Origin of the sequence: Arcobacter iocasae (assembly GCF_042214795.1) — a bacterium.
Taxonomy (GTDB): Bacteria; Campylobacterota; Campylobacteria; order Campylobacterales; family Arcobacteraceae; genus Arcobacter; species Arcobacter iocasae.
The window spans coordinates 882051-907121 of the sequence record NZ_CP090177.1; the positions used below are offsets into that span (position 1 = coordinate 882051).

Here is a 25071-nt window from a genome sequence, read left to right on the forward strand (position 1 = left end):
AAATATGAAACAATTTTTTACACATTTTAAATATATTTTAAAAGATAATTTAATTACTGCATTTTCATTTTTCATGTTTTTTGCCTTTGTATTTTTGGCTATATTTGGTTCAGTCATTGCACCTTATGATCCACTTTTGACAAATGCACATGCAGTTTTATCTCCTCCTACTTGGGAGCATTTATTTGGAACTGATAACTTAGGAAGAGATGTTTTAAGTAGAGTAATAGTTGCTACAAGACTTGATTTATGGATAGCCTTTTCAGCAGTTATTTTGTCGTTTTTTATTGGTAGTGCTTTAGGTGCTGTTGCTGGTTATTTAGGTGGTTGGGCTGATAAAATAATTGGTCGATTTTCTGATGCAATTATGGCTTTTCCACTTTTTGTTTTAGCAATGGGAATTGTGGCAACTTTAGGAAATTCTATTGAAAATATTATTTATGCAACAGCTGTTATTAATATACCTTTTTATGCAAGGGTAACAAGAGCCGAAGTTCTAATAAGAAGAGATGCAGGATATGTACAAGCTGCAAGACTTAATGGAAATTCAGATTTTAGAATCCTTGCTTTTCACATATTTCCAAACTGTATGCCTCCTATGATGATACAAATTTCTCTAAATATGGGTTGGGCAATATTAAATGCAGCAGGACTATCATTTATAGGATTAGGTGTTAGACCACCTGATGCAGAGTGGGGAATTATGGTAGCCCAAGGAGCAACATATATTGTTTCAGGAGAGTGGTGGCTAGCCTTGTTTCCAGGACTTGCTCTTATGCTTGCAGTATTTTGTTTTAATCTATTAGGTGATGGATTAAGAGATTTAGTAGACCCTAAAAAAAGAACATAAGGAGATAGTATTATGTATTCATTTTTAAAAATAGATAACTTATCAATAGATTTTAAAACACGAAATGGAACTGTCCATGGACTAAAAAATGCCTCAATGAATATCCAAAAAGGTGAAGTTTTAGGAGTAATTGGAGAGAGTGGTTCTGGTAAATCAATTACAGCTTTTACAGTAATGGGATTGTTAGATAGTGCAGGAAGTGTAACAAATGGAAAAATAGAGTTTGAAGGATTTACTTTAACAACTGCAAAAGAGAAGGATTTAAAAGAAATTAGAGGAAGAGAAATCTCTATGATATTTCAAAATCCAAGAGCTGCTTTAAATCCCATAAGATGCGTAGGTAAACAAATAGAAGATGTACTTATCTGCCACCATCAAGCAAGTCCACAGAATGCAAAAGAAAAAGCAATAAAAATGCTTGAAAAAGTAAAAATAGTAAATCCACAAGATAGATATTGGTCTTATCCGTTTGAACTATCAGGAGGAATGTGCCAAAGGGTTATGATAGCAATTGCAATTGCTTGTAATCCAAGACTTTTAATAGCAGATGAACCAACAACAGGACTTGATGTTACTACTCAAAAAGTAATAATGGATTTGATAAAAGAGTTAGCAAAAGAACATCATATGGCTGTTATGCTAATAACCCATGACCTTGGAATGGCAGCCATGTATTGTGATAATATTTGTGTTATGCAAAAGGGTGAAATAGTAGAAAAAAATAGTGTTTACGAACTTTTTACAAAACCCAAACATCCTTATACAATAAAACTAATAGCTGCTTCTCCTGGTCCAAAATCTAAACTTTCAGATTTGACTGCTATTCCTGAAGAAATGGAAGGACAAGAAATAGTTTCAAAAAAACAAATTTACAATGAAATGACAAAAAAAGGTGAAGTTATTTTAGAAGTTTTAAATTTAGTTAAAAAGTTTCCTCTAAGGGACAAAAGTAGCCTCTTTGCAAAGAAAAAAGAAGAAAATACCTTCACAGCAGTAAATGGAATAAGCTTCAATCTAAAAAAAGGTGAAAGTTTAGGATTAGTAGGAGAATCAGGTTGTGGTAAATCTACAACATCAAATATGATTACAAAACTTTTAGACCCAACTTCTGGTGATATAATTTTAGAAAACGAAAATATCACAGCTTACACATCTAAACAATTTGCAGCCATGAAACAAAGAAATAAGATACAAATGGTATTTCAAGATCCAACAGATAGTTTAAATCCTAGATTTAATGCTTTTGATTGTATTGCAGAACCTCTTAGACGACTTTTGAAAATGAGAGATAGAAAAAAAATAAAAGAAAAAGTAGAAGAATTATCTTTAATGGTAGGACTTCCTATTCATTTACTCTCTAGATTTCCCCACCAACTTTCAGGTGGTCAAAAAGCAAGAGTAGGAATAGCAAGAGCAATATCAGTAAATCCAAAGATTTTGATTTTAGATGAGCCAACTTCTGCCCTTGATGTATCAGTTCAAGCGGTAGTATTACAGTTATTAGATAGATTAAAAAAAGAGTTAGGTATGAGTTATATCTTTGTTTCACATGATTTAAATGTTGTAAAACTTTTATGTGAAAGAGTAATCGTGATGAATAGAGGTGAAATAGTTGAACAAGGGACAGTACATGATATTTTGGAAAATCCACAAAAAGATTATACAAAAAAACTCATAGCTTCAATTCCACATTTTGAACCAAATAAACTAAAAATGGCTTAATTTACAAAGAAGAAGAATAGGATATAATTTTACATGAAAAATATTTTGAAGTACCTTACTGTGTTGTATGTTGAAGATGATGATGAAGTAAGAGAAAACATCACAAATACTATTTCAAATATTGTTAAAAAAGTCTATTCTGCTTCAAATGCAAAAGAGGCTTTAGAGATATATGATGAAATAAAACCTGATATTATCTTTACAGATATTGATATGGAAGGTATGAATGGGCTAGAACTCATAAAAGAGATAAGAGAGGAAGATAGCCAAACTCCAGTTGTAGTTTTAACAGCTTATAAAACAGAGAGTTTCCTCATGGAAGCTGTCTCTTTACATCTGGAGTCTTATATCATAAAACCTATTTCTTATGCCTCTTTAAAAGAGGCTTTATTTAATTGTTCTCAAAAACTACTAGAAAGAAATAAATTTGAAATAACATTCCAAAATGGCGCTAAATATAACCTGCATACTCATATCTTTACTAATAGTACAAATGAAATAGAGAGACTACAAAATAAAGAGAGACTTCTTTTAGAAACTTTAATTGAGAATAAAAATGAATTAGTTTTTTATGATATTATAGAAGAAAATGTTTGGGAAGGTGACCTTTTAAATAAAGGAACACTAAAAGTACTCATTGGGAAACTTCGTCAAAAAATAGGAAAAGATAACATCTTAAATGAAAACGAACAAGGTTATAGGCTTTTAACTTGATAGGAAATAAATACAAACTACATGTATCTTCTATAATAATTATTGGATTATTTTTATCCATATCTGTTAGTTATATTATTAATAATATTGAAGAAAAAAATATACAAAGTAGATTTCAAAATATAGTCGATGATAAAATAAAATCATTTTATAGAGAAATCTTAATAAATCTCGAAACTCTTTATACCCTATCGATTCTTTATAATAACGAACAAATTCCAAGCAAAGAACAGTTTTCAATAGAAGCAAAAAAAATAATAAAAAGACATAGTGCTATTCATGCTTTAGAGTGGATTCCAATAGTTTCCAATGAAAATAGAAAACTTTTTGAAAAAGAGTTCTTCTTTACAGAAGAATCAAAAAACAACAATATGCTAAGAGTGGAAAACAAAGACAAATATTTCCCTGTATATTATGTGGAACCTTTAAAAAATAATGAAAAAGCGCTAGGATTTGATTTATCAAGTAATAAAAGCAGATATGAGACTATCAAAAAAGCTTTAGAAACAAAAAGCCCCCAAGTTACACAAGCAATAGAGTTAGTACAAAAAAAGAATAAAAAAGGTTTTTTAGCTTTTTTGCCTATTTTTGATGAAAATGAAGATATCAAAAGTTTTGTTCTTGGTGTTTTTGTTATAGAAGATATATTTAAAAAATCAATTTTAGAAGAAGATGGAACATCAAACGAGATAAATTTCAAAATATTTGATACCACAAATAAAATAAATGAAGAAATTTACTCACATAACTCTTTAAATAAAATATATAAACACCTAAAGTATAAAAAAGATCTACCAGTTATTTGGTCTAGGCAATGGACTTTTCAAGCGATACCTAGTTTGAAATATATAAATGAAAGAAGAAGTTTTGTTGCAGAATTAAGCTTATTTATTGGAATACTTTTGACCATAATAGTTTCATATAGAATTAATAAATTTTATAACTTAAAATATGAATCAATCCAAGAACTTAAAAATAAAGATGAGATTTTATATATCCAATCTCGTTATGCCACAATTGGTGAAACCCTATCAAATATCGAACATCAATGGAGAAGTCCATTATCAAAAGTATCCTCAAATATCATCTCCTTACAAAGTGAGATAGAGTTTAGAGGTATGCCCTCAAAAGAGAAACTACAAAGTTCACTTAACAATATGCAAAATACTTTAGTGTATATGAGTAATCTAGTAGATGAATTTAAAAACTTTCATATTCAAGATAAAATAAAAACTAACTTCTTATTTGATGATACTTTAGATATCGCCCTAAAGCTTTTAGAACATGATTTTACAAAATTAGATTTAAGAGTTAAAAGAGATAATAAAAAAGAACAAATAAGAATATATGGCTATCAAAATGAGTTTTCACAAGTACTTATTAATATCTTGTCTAATTGTAGAGATGCCTTTATGGAAAGAAGAGTAAAGAACCCTTTAGTAGAGATTTTTTCATATGAAAAAGATTATAACAAGTTTATCACAATAAGAGATAATGCAGGTGGAATAGATGAAAAACATATCGAAAATATATTTGAACAATTTTACACTACAAAACAAAGTTCAGGTATAGGATTGCACTTGTGTAAAATGATTATTACTGAACATATGAATGGAAAAATAAGTGTAAAAAATAGCACCTTTTATATAAACAAAGAGAAATGTACCGGTGCCACATTTACAATAGAATTTCCTATTTAAAAAATTTATATTTCTTTAGATAAATACTCATACAAGTATAACTGTTTTCGCAACTCTTTTATTGAATCCAAATTTAAACCCTCTTCTATCCAAGATTTTATATTTTGAGGGATTTCAAGTGGTTTTAAAAGCTCTTCTTTTTTCTCTTTTGATATTTTTTCATGCTCACTTAAAACTGAAACATGTGATAAAATAGAAGTCAAACCCAAATCTCTTATTTGTGCTATTTCTTCCACTGTTTTTTCATCTTGAATTAACTCAAAAGTTTCTAGATATGTTTTTGTAAGTTTTTTCAACGGAGCTTTTTCTTCTAACTTTTCACTAAATTCTTCTTTTATACTCTTACACAAAGCTAAAAAAGCATCTCCATATTTTTCATATTTTACAAGCCCTACTCCATTGATATCTAGCATCTCTTCTTTTGTGATTGGAAGTTTTGAAGCTAACTCTTTTAAAGTTTTATCCCCAAATATCACATAAGCTGGTACTTCATGCTCCAAAGCTATCTCTCTTCTCAAAGTTCTAAACTTCTCATACAATTCTTCATCAAAACTAAGTTCCGTCGTTTCCTCTTCAAGCTTTTGAGCGATGCCAAGTTTATCGCTATCTATTAGAAGTTTTTCTTTACCTTTTAATATTAGCATTCCAAGATTGTTGAGTTTTAAAACTCTAAATTCACCTAAACCTACAGCTTGCATATCTATAAGTTTATCAGCGATTGCTACCCATTCATTTTTACTTTTATCTGCGCCCAAACCATAAACACTAAGTTTATCATGTCCAAATTCTAAGAGCTTTTGATTTTTTGAACCTCTCAATATATCGATAATATGATTTGTCCCAAATCTTTGGTCACTTCTATAAACAGCACTTAAAAACTTTTGTGCATCAACACTTACATCTACTTGCTCAATCTCTCCCTTAGTACAATTATCACACAAGGTCTTACAATCATCTATCTCATCTTCAAAATAGTTTGCGATGATTTTATGCCGACAATTATTTGATACACAATATCGATACATGGCTTCTAGTTTATCAAGCCCTGTTTGCTTATATCCCACATCTATGGCATCTTCTATTTGTATTTTTCTTTTTACCTCATCAGATTTTGAGTAAAGTAAATATACATAAGACATATCCCCATCACGACCTGCTCTACCTATCTCTTGATAATAATTTTCAAGTGTTTTAGGCAAAGATGTATGTATGACAAAACGAATATTTGATTTATCAATCCCCATACCAAAAGCAATAGTTGCCACAACTATATCAATCTTCTCATAAACAAAAGCATCATAAACTTCATCTTTAATAGCTGGTGATAAGCCTGCATGATAAGCTTTTGAGGCATAGCCATTTTCGCATAAAAACTGGGCTGTTGATTCTGCTTCTTTTCGAGTAAAAGTATAGATAATCCCACAAAGCCCTTTGTGAGTTTTTAGGAAGTTTAATATCTGTTTTTTACCATTTGTAATTCTAGGTTCAACTTTTATATCAAGGTTATCCCTATGTGTTTTAGCACGAAAGTGTCTTGCACCTTGCAAGTTTAAATTAGAAGCAATATCTGCTTCCACTTTTTTTGTAGCAGTTGCAGTAAAAGCTGCAATTGGAGTACTTGGGAAAAGTCTTTTTAGTCTATCAAGGTTTCTATATTCAGCTCTAAATTCATGACCCCAAGCAGATACACAGTGAGCTTCATCGATAACAAAATAGTTGATATTGATTCGTTGTAATACTCCAACAAACTCATTAGAAGTAAATCGCTCAGGTGCCACATAAATAAACTTCAACTCACCTCGTAAAAGCTTCTGCATAGTAAAGCTATTTTCTTCACCACTTTGAGATGAACTTATCATTTCAGCTTTTATATCCAAATCATTAAGTGCTTTTATTTGGTCTTGCATAAGGGCAATAAGTGGAGAGATTACGACTGTAACTCCGTCCATGAGTAAGGTTGGGAGTTGATAACATAGTGATTTTCCACCACCAGTTGGTAAGATGGTTAGTACATCTTGTTTATTGATGATACTGTCTACTACTTCCTCTTGAAAGCTTCTAAAGTGTTCATGTCCGAAAATATCTTTTAGTATTTTGTGTTTATTATTCATTTTGTGATGGTAGCATAGTTTGAATTAGGGGAGTATGAATATTACAAATTGTCATATTTTTATATTTAATAAATATAATCTTATATACTTTTGTAAATCAATAAAAAGGAAATAATAAAATGAATGAAAAACTAAAATTTGGCTTTATTGTCGAATATGTAAAAGATATAGAAATAGCAAAGAAATTTTATGTAGAGACTATGGGATTACAAATTGAAAGAGAACATCCTACTTACATTCAGTTTGAAACTTTCGCTATTGCAACGGATGAACCAATGGGAGGAGAAGTAAAACAAGAAATATATTGGCTTGTAAATGATATAAACAGCACATTTAATTTAATATCACAAAAAGCTGAAGTTTGCCTATCTATACAAGAAGTTCCTTTTGGAAAAGTATTCGGAGTAAGAGACCCAGATGGTCACCCATGTTATATTCTTGAATTGGCAACTCATCGACCTAGTAAAGAAATAGTATAAATTCTTGGAAAAAATACTTATTTAACTATTAATATTCTCTTGAACACCTAAAGGTCTTCGCTTCTTTTACTTTGTGTGGACAAAGTAAACAAAACCACCAACGGCTCGTATAATAAAATTAATGGAGATATAGATAATATATTTTCATGGAGTTTGTTAAATGATATATCGAACTACGGCGAAAGAGATTAAAAAATAATCATCTTGATTTGAAGTCAGATAGTCATATTAAAAGTTTGAGTGGCAACAAGAACAGTAATAATCTAGTTCGAATTTACGAGTCCGAAATATGTATGACAAATCAGGTAGGAGAAATCCTACCCTAACGAACTCTTTATTCTAAAATAAAGGTTCCAGATATGTATTCTATCGGATTAGATATTAGTAAGTCAACAATCAATGTGTATGTTCCATATAATGATTTAGATTTGGTTATTGAGAATAATATAAAATCATTAAAAAGTTTGTATTCTAAGTTAAAGAAACAATATAAAAAAGATATCGATAAATTAGTATTTGTTTATGAACCAACAGGGAATTATTCTTCTGTTATAAAAAAGTTTGCAGCAAATAAAAATATTAAATGCTTTATTGTAAATCCTAAACAAAGTTCAAATTTTAGTAAAGCAATAGGACAAAGAAATAAGAATGATGTAAATGATGCCCGAATGTTATCTCAAATGATAGTAACTGCCTCAAAAGAACAAATTAAAGTACCAGTAATAAGACAAGAAATAGAAGAGATAAAAGAGTTAATAACTTACTATCAATTTTTAATTAAACAAAAATCACAAAATAAAAATCATTTGGAATCTTTAATTGCAAAAGATGGTATAAGTAAATTAATACAAAGAATAAAAAAAGAGATAAAGCTTTTAGAACAAAAAGAAAAAGAGATACTGCTTGAAATAAAAAAAGTAATAGCAAAAGATGAAAAACTTCAAGAAGCATTTATTAATATACAAAGTATAAAAAGTGTAGGAGAAGTATCAGCAATAGTATTATTGCATCATTTTATACAATATTCTAATGCAAACCAAAAAGAGATAATATCCCTAGCAGGATTAGATCCAATAGAAAAAACATCTGGAACATCAATAAAAGGTAAAACAAGAATATCAAAAGCTGGTTCAAAACTATGTAGAAGTGTATTATTTATGGCAAGTCTAAATGCAACACAATATAATGAAGAATTAAAAAGGTTTTATAATAGATTAAAAGAGAATGGTAAACATACCACTGTAGCACAAATAGCAGTTATGAGAAAAATAGTAGTAATCGCACATAGTATTTATAAAAATAACGAAAAATATGATGAAGAAAGATATAAAAGATATTTATGAAAATTCTAATATTTTTATTGGTTTTTAAGGTGGCAACTTCAAAGCCCTTTGGGTTCCTTCGCTTATTGTTTTATTTTTTCTGTCTTGCAAAACTCGTTTTGTAAGACAGAAAATAAATATATAACTGGAAGGGAGCTTTGCCTTCATCAACTCGTCTGGTTGCTTTCTTGTTTCTTCTTTTCAACAAAAGAAGAAAAGAGCGGAGAGGTTTACCTCTTCAAGAGAAATATTCTTATATATTTTACACTATACCAAAGGAATATAAATCTCTGTTCTTAAATCCTCAGGTTTACAAGTAATTGGATTCTTATTCAAATACTTTTCAACAATAGGCAAATCCCTTAATTCAACACCACTTTCTACAATCCAATCAGATACTCCATCATAAGTATTGATTAATTCTTTATAGTCACCCTTATGTAAAAATACAGCGTATTTCCCACCATCTATTATTTTACTTTGACTCTCACCTTTTGGTTGAATTGTTTTATTCACCCATGAAAGGCAAGCATCATATCTTAGTTTGTCTGCATCTGTTATATGTGGATTATCATGCCCTATTCCAAACATCATTACATCATCTCTTATAAAATACTCTGTTCCCACAAAATTTATAAGAGTTTCCCATGCTTCAATACTACATTTTGTATATTCACCTGTTTTTCTTACATACAAGATCTCTATATCTTCTAGCTTTACTATTTTTGGCTCTAACATCTTATTTCCTCTTTTTAATTTTGCATTTTTTGCAAACTCTTTGGGAGTTATTCCAAAATGCTTTTTAAAAGCTTTTGAAAAAGAGGCATTGGTTTCATAACCACTATTCATGGCTATTTGAGTGATTTTCTGATTTGTTTTAAACTGTAAAGTAGTACTTTGAAGTCTCACTCTTCTAATATAATCAACCATACTCTCACCAACAATTGATTTAAAAATACGGTGAAAATGATACTTAGAAAAGCTGGCAATCTTTGATAACTCATCAAGGGTTAAATCACTATTATAGTTTTGCTCAATATATAAAATTACTCTACATACACTTTGAACATAATCATCTTTTGTACTATTACTCATCTGCTCTCTTTCAAACTCTTTTATGTGAAAATTGTATTAAGATTTAGAAATTAAAACTACTCCAAGATTGCTATTATATTCTATAACTTCTAAAATAAAAAGAGGAAATAATCTATTTGGAAACTAGATTTAAAGATAGTTTTGTGCCTAATCTTAGGGTATTAAGATTAGGCATATTAGAATATTAAATTCTATTTTTGATTTTTTTCTTCTTTTGACCAAAAAGAAGCAATAAGTGATCCTGAGATATTATGCCAAATACTAAAGATAGCACCTGGTAAGGCACTTAAAGGAGTAAAATACTTACTAGCAAGGGCAACTGCTAGACCTGAATTTTGCATTCCCACTTCAATCGCAACAGTTTTACACTCTTTTTTACTATATCCAAATAGTTTTGCTGTATAGAAACCACCAACTAATCCTGTTAAATTATGTAGCATAATTCCAACTAACAAATATAACCCTATAGTATCAATTCTTGAATGATTTAATCCAACAACTATTGCAATAATAAAAACAATTGAAACTATTGATAAAACAGCAAAAATATCATTATTTTTATCAATAAACTTATGGAAAATATAATTTACAATAACCCCTAAAACAACTGGTGCTAAAACTATTTTTAATATACTTAATAACATACTTAAAGCAGGCACTGGTACAGTTTGACCAACATAAAGCAAGGTTAAATAAGGTGTAACTACAATAGATAAGAGTGTAGAAACTATTGTCATAGTGATTGATAAAGCAACATCTGCTTTTGCCAAATAAGAAATTACATTTGATGCTGTTCCCCCAGAAACTGCCCCAACTAATATCATTCCAACTAAAAGTTCTGTTGAAAAACCAAATGCTTTTGAAATAACAAAGGCTGCTAGTGGCATTAATAAAAACTGTAAAACAACTGTCATAGCTATAATTTTAGGCTTTTTTACAACTCGTTTAAAGTCTTCGACCTTTAAAGTAACTCCCATACAAAACATTATTAAAACAAGTAAAGGAACTATCCAACTTTTAAAATCAACAACCATACTTGATTCATAATATGAAAAGATTGATGCTAATATTGCCCATAAAGGGAAAAGAAGTGTAAATTTTTTTATCATTATTATCCTTTTGAAAAAGTTTTTTATTCTACTCAAAAAGTATTAAAATAATTTAAATACAAATAAATACTTCTGCTTCTTCAATTTTATGGATGTTCTTCTTTTGACCAAATGCCTGCAAGAATTGCTCCTGAAATATTATGCCAGATACTAAATATAGCCCCAGGAAGTGCACTTAAAGCTGAAAAATACTTCATAGCTAGAACAACAGCTAAGCCAGAGTTTTGCATACCAACTTCTATGGCTACTGTTTTACATACAGTTTTATCATAACCAAACATTTTAGCAAAATAATATCCAGTAACTAAACCTAAAAGGTTGTGGCAAGCTATTGCTAACATTAAAGATAAGGCAATAGTAGAGATTTTACTCTCATTTATACCTATTATAATTCCTATAATAAATACAATAGAAATAATAGATAAAAGTGCAAAGATATCATGTCTTTTTTCAATATATTTATTAAAAAGTTGATTTAGTATAAGTCCTACAACAACAGGTACAAATACTATTTTTAGGATACTAAGAAGCATACTAAGTGCTGGTACGGGAACTGTTTGTCCCACATAAAAAAGTGTCAAATAAGGAGTGATGATTATTGATAAAAGAGTTGATACAATTGTCATAGTAATAGAAAGTGCCACATCAGCTTTTGCTAAAAATGCTATTACATTTGAAGCAGTTCCACCAGAAACTGCTCCTACAAGTACCATTCCCACAAGTAGTTCATCAGATAGATTAAATACCTTAGATACTATAAAAGCAAAAAAAGGCATAAATAAAAACTGCAATACCACAGTCAATGCTATGATTTTTGGTCTTTTAAAAACTCTTTTAAAGTCATCAATCTTTAAAGTAATCCCCATACAAAACATAATAAGAATCAAAAGTGGAATAATCCAACTCTTAAATCCAACTACCAAACTTGGCTGTAAATATGCAAGAAACGAAAATAAAACTGCCCATAAAGGAAACAGTATAGAAATCTTTTTTATCATAAGCTATCCGATGTTTTTTCTTATTCTACAAAAATAGGTTTAAATTTACTTGTAATTACTTAGAAACTATATCCGAACAACTGACCATTTTCGCATAAGTACCTTCAAGTGCTGCCATAAAAGAGTTATGTACTGATTTTGCAGGAACAATTTCTCCTAAAAATTCTAAATCTCTTGTTGTACAAGCATCATGCACAACTGTACAACCATATCCCATATCACTTGCAGCTCTAGTTGTAGCATCTACACACATGTGACTCATCATTCCACATATTACTAACTCTTTTATTTCTTGTATTTTTAACTCATATTCTAAAGATGTATCTAAAAAACTATTTGGAAAGTTTTTTTCTATAATAGGCTCATCTTCACGGGGTTTTAAATTCTCGTGTATTTTCATTCCATATGTATCTGGTAAAAAGAATGTTGCGCCTTCATATAAACTTGTATGTTGTACATGAAATACTGGCATTTTATTCTCTCTAAAATATTCTAATAACTCTTTTGCTTTTAAACTCGCTTCTTGGGCACCTACTAATTCACAAGCTCCACCTTCAAAATAATCATTTTGAATATCTATAATTATCAATGCTTTACTCATTTTCTCTCCTTTATTTATTTAAAAAATCTTTTATATTTTGTGCAACTTTTTTCATTAGTCTATTTCTTGATTCACTTGATCCCCAACCAATATGTGGTGTTAAAAGTAGTCTTTCTTTATTTACAACTTTTAATAATGGATTAGTACGCTCAATTGGTTCTTTTGCAAATACATCAATACCACAATAGATCTTTTCTTCATCTATAATTTTGGCTAAATCATTTTCATTTATAATTCCACCACGACCAAGATTTAATAAAATAGCACCCTCTTTTATATTTTTCATATTTTCATAAGTCAATAAATTTCTTGTATTTTCATTTAAAGGCGCATGGACAGATATAATGTCGCAGCTTTGTAAAAGCTCGTCTAATTCAACTCTTTTGTAGTCTGAATTAGAATTTTTTCCACTGGTTGAATAATAAACAACTTCACAACCAAAAGCCTCTACTTTTTTTGCTAAGTCTACTCCAATATCACCAAACCCTATAATCCCTACTCTTTTTTTATCCAATTCAAAAAAGATATCATCTGCATCATTAAAAGCTGGTACTTTCCCCCAATTTCCATTATTAAGAGAATCTTGATAATGATTTAATTTTTGAATAAAATAAAATATCATCCCAAAAGTAACTTGAACTACACTAGAAGTAGAATATCCAGCTACATTTTTTACTTCTATATTTTTACTTTTTGCATATTCTAAATCAACATTATCCGTTCCTGTTGCTGTTATACATATAAGTTTTATAGAAGAGTCATCCATTTGTTCTTTTCCTAAAACTACTTTATTTGTGATAACTATATCTGCATCTTTTGTTCTCTCTTTTGATTCACTTGCACTTGTTTTATCATAAGAGACAACTTCCCCAAACTCTTTAAAAATATCTATATTTATATCTGATCCTAATGTTGCTCTATCTAAAATAACTATTTTCATTTTATTCCTTTCTTCTTTTTATTTATTAATACTATTCCAATTATTATAGTAAATATTCCTATGATTTCGCTAAATTCTATTTTATCACCCAATAAAAAATATGAAACAATAGCAGCACTAACGGGTACCAAATAAAAGATAGCTGATACCTTTGATACTTCACCATTTTTTATCATAATATATAATAATGACAAGGCACCAATACTCACTCCAACTGTCATATAAAGTAAAGCAATACTAAAATCAACATTCCAATTTATATGAGAATCTTCAAAAAATAAAAATGGCAAAACCAAAATTGTGGAACTAAAAGTCTGTATTGCACCACCTGAGTAAAGATTCATATGAGAACAATACTTCTTTTGATACAAACTTCCAATACTAAGACCCAATAATGAAATAAAAGCCCAAAACAGACCAAGAGCTGAAAAGGAAGTTTCAAGTTTTGAAAAAACCACAAAACCAACTCCCACAAATCCTATTATTAGTCCTGTCCAAACTCTTATGTTAATATCTTCATTTAATAATTTTAAGGCTAAAGCAGTTACAACAATTGGTTGTAAAGCTATTATCAAAGCATTTGTTGCCCCAGATATACCATAACTAACGGCTAAAAATCCTCCTATTGAAAATGTCCCAACAGTTAAACTTCCAGCAATGGATATATGTAAAAACTCTTTTTTAGTTTTAGGCATTGGTATTTTAAATATAAGCGTAATCAAAAGTAAGATACAAAAAGCAATAAAAAACCGTACTTCTAAAAAAGCCATTGGAGATGCATTTTGTAAACCATATTCACAAAAAATAAATCCACTTCCATATAAAAACATGAAAAAAAATGGCAGAATAGATTTTTGTATATAAAATTTCACACTTAACCTTTATTTACTATAGCTTGAAATTGTTCTTTTTTATTTATCAAATTCATAGCAATAAGAACAATAATAATTCCAATAAATACATTCAACTCCAGACTTTTATCCAATACAAAATAAGCTACAATAGCAGAAGCTACAGGTAATAAGTAAAATAAAGAAGATACTTTTGATACTTCACCATGTCTAATCATATAGTACAATAAAGACATAACTCCAATACTAGCAATCACAGACATATAACTTAAAGCAATTATAAATTCGCCACTAAAATCAACTCTTATATCTTCAAAATACAATAATGGTAAAACAATAATTGCAGAAGCAAATGTTTGGATTACTCCACCTGTAATCAAATTCATATTTGAACAATATTTTTTTTGATACAAATTCCCAAAACTCATACTAAACAATCCCAATATTGCAAATAAAAAACCTATTAACTCATTTTTATTAATTTCTCCATCAAGCCCTAAAACAAGCCCTACTCCAATGAGTCCAAGTATTAATCCAAACCATGCTCTTTTGCTTACTTCTTCACCTAAAAACTTCATTGCAAAAAATGAAACTACAATGGGCTGTAAAGAGATAATCAAAGAACAAAGTGCAGGTGACAATCCATAATCTATTGAATTAAAACAGCCAATAGAAAAAAGTCCCACAGATAAAATCCCAGCAACACTTATATGAAATATTTCATTTAAACTTTTTGGAAACTTTGCTTTAAATATAAATGCAACTAAGAGCAAAACTACAAATGCAAGTAAATATCGTAATTCTAAAAAAGCCATACTACTAGCATAAGGTAAACCCATTTTTATAAATACAAAACCAGCACCTGAAAGCATAATAAATGATAAAGGAACTATAAAAGATTTTAATTTTAACAACATTATTTCTCCTTGACTGTTTAGTCAATTAGAAGTATAGCAAAGTCTTGACTAATTAGTCAAGACTTTTTGAAATTATTTTTTTAGTGAGTTTAAAAACAGATCAAGTTGAGAAAGACAATCATAGAAAACTTGACCATCTTGAGATTTTTTTGCAGTTCCTAAGCATCCTTCAATTGAGGCAACGATGTACATAGATAAAGCTCTTGTATCATTATGATTAATCTCTTTATTTTTTACAGCTTTATCCAAAGCTTCTTTTATAATAGATTCAAATCTTAAATAGACTTTTTCTAATGCTTCTTTAAAATCTTTATCTTTAGGTGAGAGTTCTTGAACCAGATTATTAAGCTTGCAACCCAATCTAAAATCAAAACCACCCCTTTGTTTTAGTAAAGACATGATCTCATCTATTATATTCTCATCATAATTCAAAAGAGTAGAATACTTAGTCTCAGTATAAAGGTTTATTCGTTCATTTATAACTGCAAGAGTTAACTCTTTTTTTGATTTAAAGAAGTGATACATACTTCCTTTATTCATATTTGCTTGTTTTAAAATTTTATCAACCGAAGTTGCTGCATAGCCATTATGATAAATTTCATCAAAGGCTACATCCAATAATTTATCTCTACTACTCATTTTAGTTTCTTCTTTGTCCAGATTTTGGGTCACTTACTTCTTTTTGTAAGTCTACGCTTAGATTATTATAAAACAATTCACCATAATCTGTCAATCTATTTATGGTTTCATATGCTTGTTTTATATCATTATTATATTTTAAAGCATCTTGTAAAATTTTTATAATTTTAACTGATTCTAAAAAGTTAACATGAGAAGGTGCTTCAATAGGAGATGAATAGTACTTATGCATACGCTCTACTAAATTTTTATTTCTTATTTCTATAAAAACTGACTCTATGGGAGATTTGAAAAATAGCACTTTTTGTTTAACATTGATAGAGATATAAGTTGTCTCCATGCCATATATTTTTCTTGAAAATGAATCAAATAAAAATAGCTTTTTATTGTAATTGTTATTAAATAATTCATAAATAAGTTCAAGTATTTTTATCTTCTCTTCCTTTGTATAAAAGTTCCCAATACTTGCAAAACAAAAAGAGAGTATAGACTTTATAGAGTACCATTCTGTAGTATCATAGTCATATCTGAGCATTTGATTTATTCTATTTTGTTTAAGTGCTTCTATTTCTGAACTTGTTTGGGTTCTATATATTCTTTTTACTGCTGTATCTCTATACATAGGTCCTGGGAACTGTGCTTGTATTACAAATCTCCTATTCTCTTCTATTTCCATTATATATCTCATTCTTCCACAATAATCTTCATCGATTATTCTTACTTCTTTTTGTGGAATTTGAGTGATTGATTTTATAAATTCATCTTCATTACAAGCCTCTTCCCAAATATAATCTGGGTATCTAAAAAGTGCACAAATCTTTTCTTTTACACTTGTTGATGGTTCAACATCTGTTACTCTATCAACCCAAGAAGTTACTGTTCTTCTATCTTTTTGAATTAATGATGCAAACTTTGATATACTTAAATTAGATCTTTTATATATCTCTATTAGTTTATCTATACTTGTTCTATAAGACATTTATTCCTCTTTTCTTCATTTTACTTGTAAAATTGTACCATTTTTATACATAAAATCAAATATTGTACAAATTAATTCTATATGTAAAGAATTTGTATTTTTCTTTTCAACTATTATACAATACATACATTTCACTATGGGGTATACTAACAATATAAAATTTTAAAAGGATTTACATGAGCGCAGGAAAAAGATTTAGAGATGCTCTTAAAGAAGAGACACCACTACAAATTGTTGGAGCTGTAAACGCTTACTCAGCATTACAAGCTACAAAAGTTGGATATAAAGCACTATATCTTTCAGGAGCGGGAGTTGCAAATTCAAGTTATGGTTTACCAGATTTGGGTATGACTATGTTAGAAGATGTTTGTATTGATATTAGAAGAATCACTTCAGCTGTTGATACTCCATTATTAGTTGATGCTGATACAGGTTGGGGACATGCTTTTAATATAGCAAGAACAGTTAAAGAGATGACAAAAGCAGGAGCTGCTGGTATTCATATCGAAGATCAAGTTGCTGCAAAAAGATGTGGACATAGACCAAATAAAGAACTTGTAAGTACTGAAGAAATGTGTGACAGAATCAGAGCTGCAGTTGATGCAAAAACTGATCCTGAGTTTGTAATTATGGCAAGAACTGATGCACACGCAAGTGAAGGGCAACAAGCAGCAATTGATAGAGCAAAAGCATATGTTGAAGCGGGGGCTGATATGATTTTTGCAGAAGCTATTCATACACTAAAAGAGTACAAAGAATTTACAGATGTTATTAAAGTGCCAGTATTAGCAAATATCACTGAATTTGGGGCAACTCCTATGTTTACAACAGAAGAGTTGGGATCAGTTGGTATTTCTATGGTACTTTATCCATTATCAGCATTTAGAGCAATGAATAAAGCTGCTTTAACTGTATATCAAGATTTAAGAGAAAAAGGTACTCAAGAAGGTACTTTAGAGATCATGCAAACAAGAATGGAATTATACGAAATGTTGGGGTATCACGATTATGAGCAAAAAATGGATTCATTATTTGCAAAAGGTAAATCTAAATAATTTAGATTTGCCAAAATATTATAGATAACAAAAACAAAAGGAGACAATATGAGCACTACAACTACAGGATTTAAACCAAAAAAATCAGTTGCACTTTCGGGGACTGCAGCTGGAAATACAGCTATATGTACAGTTGGAAAAACTGGTAATGATTTACATTATAGAGGGTATGATATTTTAGAGTTTGCAAATCAAGCTCAATTTGAAGAAATTGCATATTTAATAGTACATGAAAAACTACCAAATAAAGCAGAATTAAAAGCTTATAAAGAAAAATTACAAGGTATGAGAGATATTCCAGCTGGTGTTAAAATTGCTTTAGAGCAATTACCAAAAACTGCTCACCCAATGGATGTTATGAGAACAGGTTGTTCAGTTCTTGGAGCAATTATGTCTGAAGATGAGTCTCATCCAAAAGCAGAAGCACAAAATATTATTGATAAATTAATGTCTTGTTTTCCTTCTATATTATGTTATTGGTATCACTATGCATACAACGGAAAAAGAATTGATGTTGTAACTGATGATGATACTATTGGTGGTCACTTCTTACACCTATTACATGGTGAAAAGCCAAGAGAATCTTGGGTAAAAGCTATGCATGTATCTTTGATTTTATATGCTGAGCATGAATTCAATGCTTCAACATTTACTTCAAGAGTTATTTCTGGAACAAACTCAGATATATTCTCATGTATCACTGGTGCAATTGGAGCTTTAAGAGGTCCTAAACATGGTGGAGCAAATGAAGTTGCATTTAGAATTCAAGAGAGATATTCTTCAGCTGATGAAGCAGAAAAAGATATCAAAGAAAGAATGGCAAGAAAAGAGATTATCATCGGATTTGGACACCCTGTATATACAACAAGTGATCCTAGAAATGTTGTTATCAAAAAAGTTGCTGAAGATTTATCTAAAGAAAATAACGACATGTTAATGTACGATGTTGCTGAAAGAATTGAATCTGTTATGTGGGAACAAAAGAAAATGTTCCCAAATCTTGACTGGTTCTCAGCAGTTTCTTATAACCAAATGGGAATTCCAACAGATATGTTTACTCCAATTTTCATTATCGCAAGAGTTACTGGATGGGGAGCACATGCAATTGAACAAAGAGAAGATGGGAAAATTATAAGACCATCAGCTCATTATACAGGACCTGAAGGTTTAAAATTCGTTCCTTTAGAAGAAAGATAAAACTTAAAAATATTCTAGTGCCACCTTTGGCAAACACTAAAAGGATAAGCCTTTGCTTATCCTTTTAAATTCAAACAAAATGGATATAAAAATGACAAATGATAAATATCTTAAAAAACTAGAAGGTTTCGATACAAGCTATTATGATGTAAAATCAGCTGTAGAAGATATAACTCCTGGTTCTTTTGAGAAACTAAACTATACTTCAAGAGTATTAGCAGAAAACCTAATTAGAAAGTGTCCAAGTGTTGATTTAAAAGATTCACTTATTCAACTTATTGAAAAAAGAACTGACAAAGATTTCCCTTGGTTTCCTTCAAGAGTTATCTGTCATGATATCTTAGGACTTACAGCTTTTGTTGACCTAGCAGGTCTTAGAGAAGCAGTTGCATCAAAAGGTGGGAACCCTGATAAAGTAAATCCAGTAGTTCCAACTCAATTAATCGTTGACCACTCACTAGCAGTTGAATGTGGTGGATTTGATCCAGATGCATTCCAAAAAAATAGAGATATTGAAGATAGAAGAAATGCAGATAGATTTCACTTTATTAACTGGACTAAAGAAGCATTTAATAATGTTGATGTTATTCCTCCAGGTAATGGTATCATGCACCAAATCAACCTTGAAAAAATGTCTCCAGTTGTACACAATATTGATGGAATAGCATCTCCAGATACACTTGTAGGAACTGATTCACACACTCCTCATGTGGATGCACTTGGTGTAATTGCTGTTGGTGTTGGTGGATTAGAAGCTGAAAATGTAATGCTTGGAAATCCATCTTATATGAGAGTTCCAGAAATCATTGGTGTAGAAATTACAGGTGTTAGAGCTGAAGGAATTACAGCAACTGATATTGCACTTGCTATGACTTCATTCTTAAGAGAAAACAATGTTATTTCTGCTTATTTAGAGTTCTTTGGTTCAGGTGTTCAGTACTTAAACTTAGGAGATAGAGCAACAATTGCAAATATGACTCCTGAATATGGTGCAAGTGCTGGTATCTTTGCTATTGATGAACAAACTATTGATTACTTAACAGTAACAGGTAGAGATGCTGCTCAAGTTAAACTTGTGGAAGCTTATGCAAAAGCAAATGGATTATGGGCAGACCAATTTGACAATGCTACATATGCAAGAACAATAGAATTTGATTTATCAAAAGTTTCAAGATCCTTAGCTGGTCCTTCTAAACCACATAAATTAGTACCAACTTCAACTTTAAGAGCTGAAGGTATTGTAAAAGAGTGGAAACAAGATGGTGATAAAATCCCTGATGGTGGTATCTTAATTGCTGCAATTACTTCATGTACTAATACTTCAAATCCAAGAAATGTTATCGCGGCTGGATTACTTGCTAAAAAAGCAAATGAACTAGGACTTACAAGAAAACCATGGGTTAAATCTTCATTGGCACCAGGATCTAAAGTAATTGAAGTTTATTTAAAAGAAGCTGGATTATTATCTGAAATGGAAAAATTAGGATTTGGTGTTGTTGGATTTGCCTGTACTACTTGTAATGGTATGAGTGGAGCTTTAGACCCAACTATTCAAAAAGAAGTTGTAGATAATGATATTTACACTACTGCTGTATTATCAGGAAATAGAAACTTTGATGGAAGAATCCACCCATATGTAAAAGAAGCATTTTTGGCTTCACCTGCACTTGTTATTGCATATGCTTTAGCTGGTACTATTAGATTTGATATTGAAAATGATGTATTAGGAAAAGATAAAGATGGTAATGATATCAGATTAAAAGATTTATGGCCAAGTGATGCAGAGATTAATGCTGTTGAAAAATCTTGTGTTAGACCTGAAATGTATAATAACATTTATGAACCAATGTTTAAAAGAGAACTATTAGATAGTATTAAAATTGATCCATTTTATAAATGGAATCCAAAATCTACATATATCAATAGACCTCCTTATTGGGAAGATGAATATATGCAAATGCCAGCACTAAAAGGTATGAGACCATTAGGTGTGTTCCCTGATAATATTACAACAGACCACCTATCGCCTTCAAATGCTATTTTACCAACAAGTGCTTCTGGGGAATATTGTTTAAAAATGGGATTACCTGTTGAAGATTTAAACTCTTATGCAACACATAGAGGAGATCATCATACAGCTAGTAGAGCTACTTTAGCAAATCCAAAACTATTTAATGAAATGGTTAAAAATGAAGATGGAACTGTTAAGCAAGGTTCATTGACAAAAATTATGCCAGAAGGTACTGAGTCAAGAATGTGGGAAGCTATTGAGACTTATACTCAAAGAAAACAACCACTAATCATCATTGCTGGTACTAATTATGGTCAAGGGTCATCAAGAGACTGGGCTGCAAAAGGAGTAAGACTTGCAGGTGTTGAAGTTTTAATTGCTGAATCAATTGAAAGAATTCATAGAACTAACTTAGTTGGTATGGGTGTATTACCATTACAATTCAAAGATGGTGAGACTAGACACACTTATAATATCGATGGAACTGAAACTTTTGACATCGTTGGTGAGATTACTCCAAGATGTGATTTAACAGTTGTAATGACTAGAGAAAATGGTGAAGTTGTTAAATTCCCTGTTTTATGTAGACTTGATACAAGTGCTGAAGTTGATGTTTACACTAATGGTGGTATTTTACAAAAATTTGCTAAAGATGTTATTGCAGAAGGTAAATAAACCTTAGATAAACTCTTCTATTTTAAGGGCATTTGCCCTTAAAATATTTATTAATTAATCAAAAGATTTTTTAATAAATATTTTAAACTTAATAAAGGAAATTAAATGGCTTACCAACCACAATTTAAAGTAAGAGCAACATATATGAGAGGTGGAACTTCTAAAGGAACATTTTTTAATATAACTGATTTACCTAAAGAGGCTCAAGAAAATCAAGAAGCAAAAAATAGACTTCTTCAAAGAATAGTTGGTTCGCCTGATGCCTATAAAAAACAAATAGATGGTATGGGTGGAGCAACATCAAGTACCTCAAAAACTGTAATAGTTGGAAAAAGTGAAGTTCCTAATCATGATGTTGATTATTACTTTGGTCAAGTTGCTATTGATAAAGATTTTATGGATTGGAGTGGAAACTGTGGAAACCTATCTTCAGCAGTTGGTCCCTTTGCCATAAAAGAGGGTTTAGTTGACAATGTACCCCAAAACGGTGTTTGTTGTGTAAAAATTTGGCAAGCAAATATCAAAAAAACTATACTTTGTTATGTAACAATGGCAGATGGAATGGTTAAAGAAATAGGTGATTATGAAATCGATGGGGTTACTTTTCCAGCTGAAGAGATTAAATTAGAGTTTGTTGAACCTGTTGACCCAAGTGAAGAGTTATTTCCAACTGGTAACTTAGTAGATGATTTAGAAGTTCCAGGTGTTGGTACTTTTAAAGCTACTATGATAACAGCTGGTATTCCTACAATTTTCTTAAATGCTGATGAGATTGGTTACACGGGAACTGAACTTCAAGGAGATATTAACTCTGATGTTGAGGCATTAAAAAGATTTGAAACAATTAGAATAGCAGGTGCTATGAAAATGGGACTTATGAAAGATGCTAAAGATGCAGAAACTCAACAACATGTACCAAAAGTTGCCTTTGTTGCACCACCATCTGATTTTACAACATCTACTGGAAAAACAATAAAAGCAAATGAACTTGATCTGCATGTTAGAGCTTTATCTATGCAACAATTACACCATGCTATGATGGGAACTGCTTCAGTTGCCATTGGAGTTGCGGCTTGCGTTCCGGGTACTTTAGTAAACCTTGCTGCTGGTGGAGGAGAGAAAGATGCTGTAAACTTTGGACACCCATCTGGAACTTTAAAAGTAGGAGCATCTTTAACTAACAAAGATGGTAAATACAAAGTTGAAAAAGCGAGTATGAGCAGAAGTGCAAGAATTATAATGGAAGGTAATGTTTTCGTTCCTGCAGGAACTATGGGAGAATAATATACTTCTTAATTCTCAAAGGGACTAGAATAGTTCTAGTCCCTTTTTTTATTTCAAACTTACAATACCTATTAAATATATAAAAAATTTATACAAAAAAACCTTTTTTACTGATAGACTTATTTTATGAATTATAAAAAACAATTAAAACCAAAAAAAGACATTGTAGATACAGAACTTCAAGAGTTTGATGAAAATAGACTAATAGAAATGGCTTGGCAAGATAGAGTTACTTTTGATGTTATTAAAAAACAGTATGGAATAACAGAAAATCAACTAAAAAATAAAATGCGAAAACTAATTTCTAAAAAAGCCTATGACAGATGGAGAAGAAGAGTTCAAGGAAGAGTTACAAAACACCAAAAGAACTTCAACTCAAAGGAATTAAGATTTCAAGGTCCATGGTAAAGTATTAAACAAGTTTTACAATAATTTTGGTAATAATACTTTTTTTATAAAAAAGGCTTATTATGAAAACTTGGCAAGATGTTATTAATAAACAAAAAGAGCAAGAATATTTCCAAAAACTAGAAAATAGTATCAATCATTTATATGAAACTACAACAGTATTTCCAGATAAAAAGAATATATATAAAGCTTTTGATACAACTCCTTTAGATGAATTAAAAGTTGTAATTCTAGGACAAGATCCATACCATGGAACAGGTCAAGCCCAAGGTTTAGCATTTTCAACTCCAAAAGAGATAAAAAATCCACCCTCAATGGTAAATATCCTAAAAGAGATAAAAGATGATATAACTAAAGATTCTTCATGTTTGAATGGAGATTTAACACCTTGGGCAAAACAAGGGGTACTCCTTTTAAATACAATCTTGACAGTAGAAGAATCAAAACCAAAATCACATCACAAACTTGGCTGGGAAATATTTACAAATAATATTATCAAACACATCTCAGCAAACTGTGAAGATATAATCTTCATACTATGGGGAGCACCAGCTATTGCAAAAACAAAATTAATTGATAGCAATAAACACTACATACTAACAGCACCCCATCCTAGCCCATTATCTTCTTATAGAGGATTTTTTGGATGTAAGCACTTTAGTAAAACAAATGAGATATTAGAATCATTGGGAAAAAAAGAAATTAATTGGTAAAACACTTAAAAAGTGTTTTACTATTTTACTAAGGCAGAGATACCTTTAAATTGTGGATGTTTTGCATTTACTGTTAGTTCAAATAAAAGTGACTCATAAGTAGTTGGAATCACACCTGCTTGAACAAGTCTTGTAATTGCCACATCTGTATCATTTTGTTTTCTTGAAGTAACACAATCAGTCACTAAAATTACTTTGTATCCAGCTTGTAATAAGTCAATACAAGTTTGAAGAACACAAACATGAGTCTCTATTCCTGCAACAATGATTTGTTTTTTACCTAAAGTATTAATTGCAACCATTGTCTCTTCATTTTTACAACAAGAGAAAGTCGTCTTTTCAAAGTGTGGATAATCATCAACTAGCTCTCTAAGACTTGGAATAGTCTCTCCAATACCTTTTTTATATTGTTCATTTACTATAAATGGAACTTCATGAAGTTGTAAACCTTTTACTAAAGTTAGTAGATTTTTTTCTACTTCATCTTTATTTGTCATATGGGGATAAAGTCTTTCTTGAACATCAACTAAACAAAATGCTACATTTTTTACATCTATTCTCATCTTTACTCCTTGTAAAATTATGATTTTAAATTTATTATATTATCAACTAATTTATTATCATACATAAAGCAGTAAAAAAAATCTAGTAAAATTTAGTCTTTGAAGAGGGAATTAAAATAAAGTGAGAAGTTTATCAAC

23 protein-coding genes are annotated in these 25071 nt (G+C 30.2%); 12 read left to right on the top strand and 11 right to left on the bottom strand.

The genetic code is table 11. The features are described 5' to 3' along the window. Positions 1 to 4 precede the first annotated feature (4 nt). The 4 genes from LXN10_RS04465 to LXN10_RS04480 are packed head-to-tail and all read left to right on the top strand — an operon-like array spanning position 5 to position 4986. The gene (locus LXN10_RS04465; protein WP_375724698.1) at positions 5 to 850 is read left to right on the top strand and encodes an ABC transporter permease; all 846 of its coding nucleotides are present in this window, start codon (positions 5 to 7) and stop codon (positions 848 to 850) included. A gap of 12 nt (positions 851 to 862) precedes the next feature. Then, positions 863 to 2572: a dipeptide ABC transporter ATP-binding protein gene (locus tag LXN10_RS04470; RefSeq protein ID WP_375724699.1), complete on the top strand. Its 1710-nt coding sequence runs from the start codon at positions 863 to 865 to the stop codon at positions 2570 to 2572. Positions 2573 to 2605: 33 nt separating this feature from the next. After that, on the top strand, positions 2606 to 3286 hold the full coding sequence (locus LXN10_RS04475; protein ID WP_129099618.1) for a response regulator transcription factor: 681 nt from the start codon (positions 2606 to 2608) through the stop codon (positions 3284 to 3286). Continuing rightward, positions 3283 to 4986, top strand: a complete 1704-nt coding sequence (locus LXN10_RS04480; protein WP_375724700.1) for a CHASE domain-containing protein — start codon at positions 3283 to 3285, stop codon at positions 4984 to 4986. The genes LXN10_RS04475 and LXN10_RS04480 overlap by 4 nt, the downstream gene beginning before the upstream one ends. A 5-nt stretch (positions 4987 to 4991) precedes the next feature. On the opposite strand, the gene recQ is transcribed toward LXN10_RS04480, so the two are convergent. Next, complete coding sequence (gene recQ, locus LXN10_RS04485; protein WP_375724701.1) at positions 4992 to 7097, bottom strand: DNA helicase RecQ; 2106 nt, start codon at positions 7095 to 7097, stop codon at positions 4992 to 4994. 119 nt (positions 7098 to 7216) lie between these two features. On the opposite strand from recQ, the gene LXN10_RS04490 reads away from it, so the two are divergent. Together LXN10_RS04490 and LXN10_RS04495 are read left to right on the top strand one after the other, a co-directional pair. After that, positions 7217 to 7576: a VOC family protein gene (locus LXN10_RS04490; protein ID WP_375724702.1), complete on the top strand. Its 360-nt coding sequence runs from the start codon at positions 7217 to 7219 to the stop codon at positions 7574 to 7576. Between the two features lie 359 nt (positions 7577 to 7935). Continuing rightward, positions 7936 to 8919, top strand: a complete 984-nt coding sequence (locus LXN10_RS04495; RefSeq protein WP_375723002.1) for an IS110 family transposase — start codon at positions 7936 to 7938, stop codon at positions 8917 to 8919. 246 nt (positions 8920 to 9165) lie between these two features. Here LXN10_RS04495 and LXN10_RS04500 read toward each other — a convergent pair whose 3' ends face one another. The 9 genes from LXN10_RS04500 to LXN10_RS04540 all read right to left on the bottom strand — a co-directional run bounded on the left by LXN10_RS04500 (position 9166) and on the right by LXN10_RS04540 (position 17027). Next, complete coding sequence (locus LXN10_RS04500) at positions 9166 to 9993, bottom strand: AraC family transcriptional regulator (RefSeq protein ID WP_375724703.1); 828 nt, start codon at positions 9991 to 9993, stop codon at positions 9166 to 9168. Positions 9994 to 10184: 191 nt separating this feature from the next. Next, positions 10185 to 11102, bottom strand: coding sequence for a bile acid:sodium symporter family protein (locus LXN10_RS04505; protein ID WP_375724704.1), 918 nt, complete (start codon positions 11100 to 11102; stop codon positions 10185 to 10187). A gap of 86 nt (positions 11103 to 11188) precedes the next feature. Continuing rightward, positions 11189 to 12100, bottom strand: a complete 912-nt coding sequence (locus LXN10_RS04510) for a bile acid:sodium symporter family protein (protein ID WP_375724705.1) — start codon at positions 12098 to 12100, stop codon at positions 11189 to 11191. 55 nt (positions 12101 to 12155) lie between these two features. Continuing rightward, the gene (locus tag LXN10_RS04515; protein ID WP_375724706.1) at positions 12156 to 12701 is read right to left on the bottom strand and encodes a cysteine hydrolase family protein; all 546 of its coding nucleotides are present in this window, start codon (positions 12699 to 12701) and stop codon (positions 12156 to 12158) included. Between the two features lie 10 nt (positions 12702 to 12711). Continuing rightward, the gene (locus LXN10_RS04520) at positions 12712 to 13641 is read right to left on the bottom strand and encodes a D-2-hydroxyacid dehydrogenase (RefSeq protein WP_375724707.1); all 930 of its coding nucleotides are present in this window, start codon (positions 13639 to 13641) and stop codon (positions 12712 to 12714) included. After that, positions 13638 to 14513, bottom strand: a complete 876-nt coding sequence (locus LXN10_RS04525; protein ID WP_375724708.1) for a DMT family transporter — start codon at positions 14511 to 14513, stop codon at positions 13638 to 13640. The genes LXN10_RS04520 and LXN10_RS04525 overlap by 4 nt, the downstream gene beginning before the upstream one ends. A gap of 2 nt (positions 14514 to 14515) precedes the next feature. Beyond that, complete coding sequence (locus LXN10_RS04530; protein WP_375724709.1) at positions 14516 to 15409, bottom strand: DMT family transporter; 894 nt, start codon at positions 15407 to 15409, stop codon at positions 14516 to 14518. Between the two features lie 72 nt (positions 15410 to 15481). After that, positions 15482 to 16048 (bottom strand): TetR/AcrR family transcriptional regulator, encoded by a 567-nt coding sequence (locus LXN10_RS04535; RefSeq protein ID WP_375724710.1) that lies wholly within the window; start codon positions 16046 to 16048, stop codon positions 15482 to 15484. A 1-nt stretch (position 16049) separates the two neighbouring features. Continuing rightward, complete coding sequence (locus LXN10_RS04540; RefSeq protein ID WP_375724711.1) at positions 16050 to 17027, bottom strand: hypothetical protein; 978 nt, start codon at positions 17025 to 17027, stop codon at positions 16050 to 16052. Positions 17028 to 17203: 176 nt separating this feature from the next. On the opposite strand from LXN10_RS04540, the gene prpB reads away from it, so the two are divergent. From prpB to ung, 6 genes are all read left to right on the top strand, one after another. Then, entirely contained in the window at positions 17204 to 18082 is an 879-nt protein-coding gene (gene prpB, locus LXN10_RS04545) for a methylisocitrate lyase (protein WP_375724712.1), read from the top strand. A 48-nt stretch (positions 18083 to 18130) separates the two neighbouring features. Next, a complete protein-coding gene (prpC, locus tag LXN10_RS04550; RefSeq protein ID WP_375724713.1) occupies positions 18131 to 19279 on the top strand; it encodes a bifunctional 2-methylcitrate synthase/citrate synthase in 1149 nt (382 codons plus the stop codon). A gap of 91 nt (positions 19280 to 19370) precedes the next feature. Beyond that, a complete protein-coding gene (gene acnD, locus LXN10_RS04555; RefSeq protein ID WP_375724714.1) occupies positions 19371 to 21965 on the top strand; it encodes a Fe/S-dependent 2-methylisocitrate dehydratase AcnD in 2595 nt (864 codons plus the stop codon). Positions 21966 to 22070: 105 nt separating this feature from the next. Continuing rightward, positions 22071 to 23249: a 2-methylaconitate cis-trans isomerase PrpF gene (gene prpF / locus LXN10_RS04560; RefSeq protein WP_129099598.1), complete on the top strand. Its 1179-nt coding sequence runs from the start codon at positions 22071 to 22073 to the stop codon at positions 23247 to 23249. A gap of 126 nt (positions 23250 to 23375) precedes the next feature. Then, entirely contained in the window at positions 23376 to 23657 is a 282-nt protein-coding gene (locus LXN10_RS04565; RefSeq protein ID WP_129099597.1) for a TIGR03643 family protein, read from the top strand. Between the two features lie 62 nt (positions 23658 to 23719). Next, the gene (gene ung, locus LXN10_RS04570) at positions 23720 to 24370 is read left to right on the top strand and encodes a uracil-DNA glycosylase (protein ID WP_375724715.1); all 651 of its coding nucleotides are present in this window, start codon (positions 23720 to 23722) and stop codon (positions 24368 to 24370) included. 20 nt (positions 24371 to 24390) lie between these two features. Here ung and LXN10_RS04575 read toward each other — a convergent pair whose 3' ends face one another. Beyond that, positions 24391 to 24933 carry a hydrolase gene (locus LXN10_RS04575; protein ID WP_375724716.1) on the bottom strand — a complete coding sequence of 181 codons (543 nt, stop codon included), beginning with the start codon at positions 24931 to 24933 and terminating at the stop codon, positions 24391 to 24393. Between the last annotated feature and the right edge of the window lie 138 nt (positions 24934 to 25071).

What these genes read in the sequence shown, in the direction of transcription:
- LXN10_RS04465 (WP_375724698.1), top strand. Translation starts at nt 5, where the DNA reads ATGAAACAATTTTTTACACATTTTAAATATATTTTAAAAGATAATTTA.
- LXN10_RS04470 (WP_375724699.1), top strand. Translation starts at nt 863, where the DNA reads ATGTATTCATTTTTAAAAATAGATAACTTATCAATAGATTTTAAAACA.
- LXN10_RS04475 (WP_129099618.1), top strand. Translation starts at nt 2,606, where the DNA reads ATGAAAAATATTTTGAAGTACCTTACTGTGTTGTATGTTGAAGATGAT.
- recQ (WP_375724701.1), bottom strand. Translation starts at nt 7,097, where the DNA reads ATGAATAATAAACACAAAATACTAAAAGATATTTTCGGACATGAACAC.
- LXN10_RS04490 (WP_375724702.1), top strand. Translation starts at nt 7,217, where the DNA reads ATGAATGAAAAACTAAAATTTGGCTTTATTGTCGAATATGTAAAAGAT.
- LXN10_RS04495 (WP_375723002.1), top strand. Translation starts at nt 7,936, where the DNA reads ATGTATTCTATCGGATTAGATATTAGTAAGTCAACAATCAATGTGTAT.
- LXN10_RS04500 (WP_375724703.1), bottom strand. Translation starts at nt 9,993, where the DNA reads ATGAGTAATAGTACAAAAGATGATTATGTTCAAAGTGTATGTAGAGTA.
- LXN10_RS04505 (WP_375724704.1), bottom strand. Translation starts at nt 11,102, where the DNA reads ATGATAAAAAAATTTACACTTCTTTTCCCTTTATGGGCAATATTAGCA.
- LXN10_RS04510 (WP_375724705.1), bottom strand. Translation starts at nt 12,100, where the DNA reads ATGATAAAAAAGATTTCTATACTGTTTCCTTTATGGGCAGTTTTATTT.
- LXN10_RS04515 (WP_375724706.1), bottom strand. Translation starts at nt 12,701, where the DNA reads ATGAGTAAAGCATTGATAATTATAGATATTCAAAATGATTATTTTGAA.
- LXN10_RS04520 (WP_375724707.1), bottom strand. Translation starts at nt 13,641, where the DNA reads ATGAAAATAGTTATTTTAGATAGAGCAACATTAGGATCAGATATAAAT.
- LXN10_RS04530 (WP_375724709.1), bottom strand. Translation starts at nt 15,409, where the DNA reads ATGTTGTTAAAATTAAAATCTTTTATAGTTCCTTTATCATTTATTATG.
- LXN10_RS04535 (WP_375724710.1), bottom strand. Translation starts at nt 16,048, where the DNA reads ATGAGTAGTAGAGATAAATTATTGGATGTAGCCTTTGATGAAATTTAT.
- LXN10_RS04540 (WP_375724711.1), bottom strand. Translation starts at nt 17,027, where the DNA reads ATGTCTTATAGAACAAGTATAGATAAACTAATAGAGATATATAAAAGA.
- prpB (WP_375724712.1), top strand. Translation starts at nt 17,204, where the DNA reads ATGAGCGCAGGAAAAAGATTTAGAGATGCTCTTAAAGAAGAGACACCA.
- prpC (WP_375724713.1), top strand. Translation starts at nt 18,131, where the DNA reads ATGAGCACTACAACTACAGGATTTAAACCAAAAAAATCAGTTGCACTT.
- acnD (WP_375724714.1), top strand. Translation starts at nt 19,371, where the DNA reads ATGACAAATGATAAATATCTTAAAAAACTAGAAGGTTTCGATACAAGC.
- prpF (WP_129099598.1), top strand. Translation starts at nt 22,071, where the DNA reads ATGGCTTACCAACCACAATTTAAAGTAAGAGCAACATATATGAGAGGT.
- LXN10_RS04565 (WP_129099597.1), top strand. Translation starts at nt 23,376, where the DNA reads ATGAATTATAAAAAACAATTAAAACCAAAAAAAGACATTGTAGATACA.
- ung (WP_375724715.1), top strand. Translation starts at nt 23,720, where the DNA reads ATGAAAACTTGGCAAGATGTTATTAATAAACAAAAAGAGCAAGAATAT.
- LXN10_RS04575 (WP_375724716.1), bottom strand. Translation starts at nt 24,933, where the DNA reads ATGAGAATAGATGTAAAAAATGTAGCATTTTGTTTAGTTGATGTTCAA.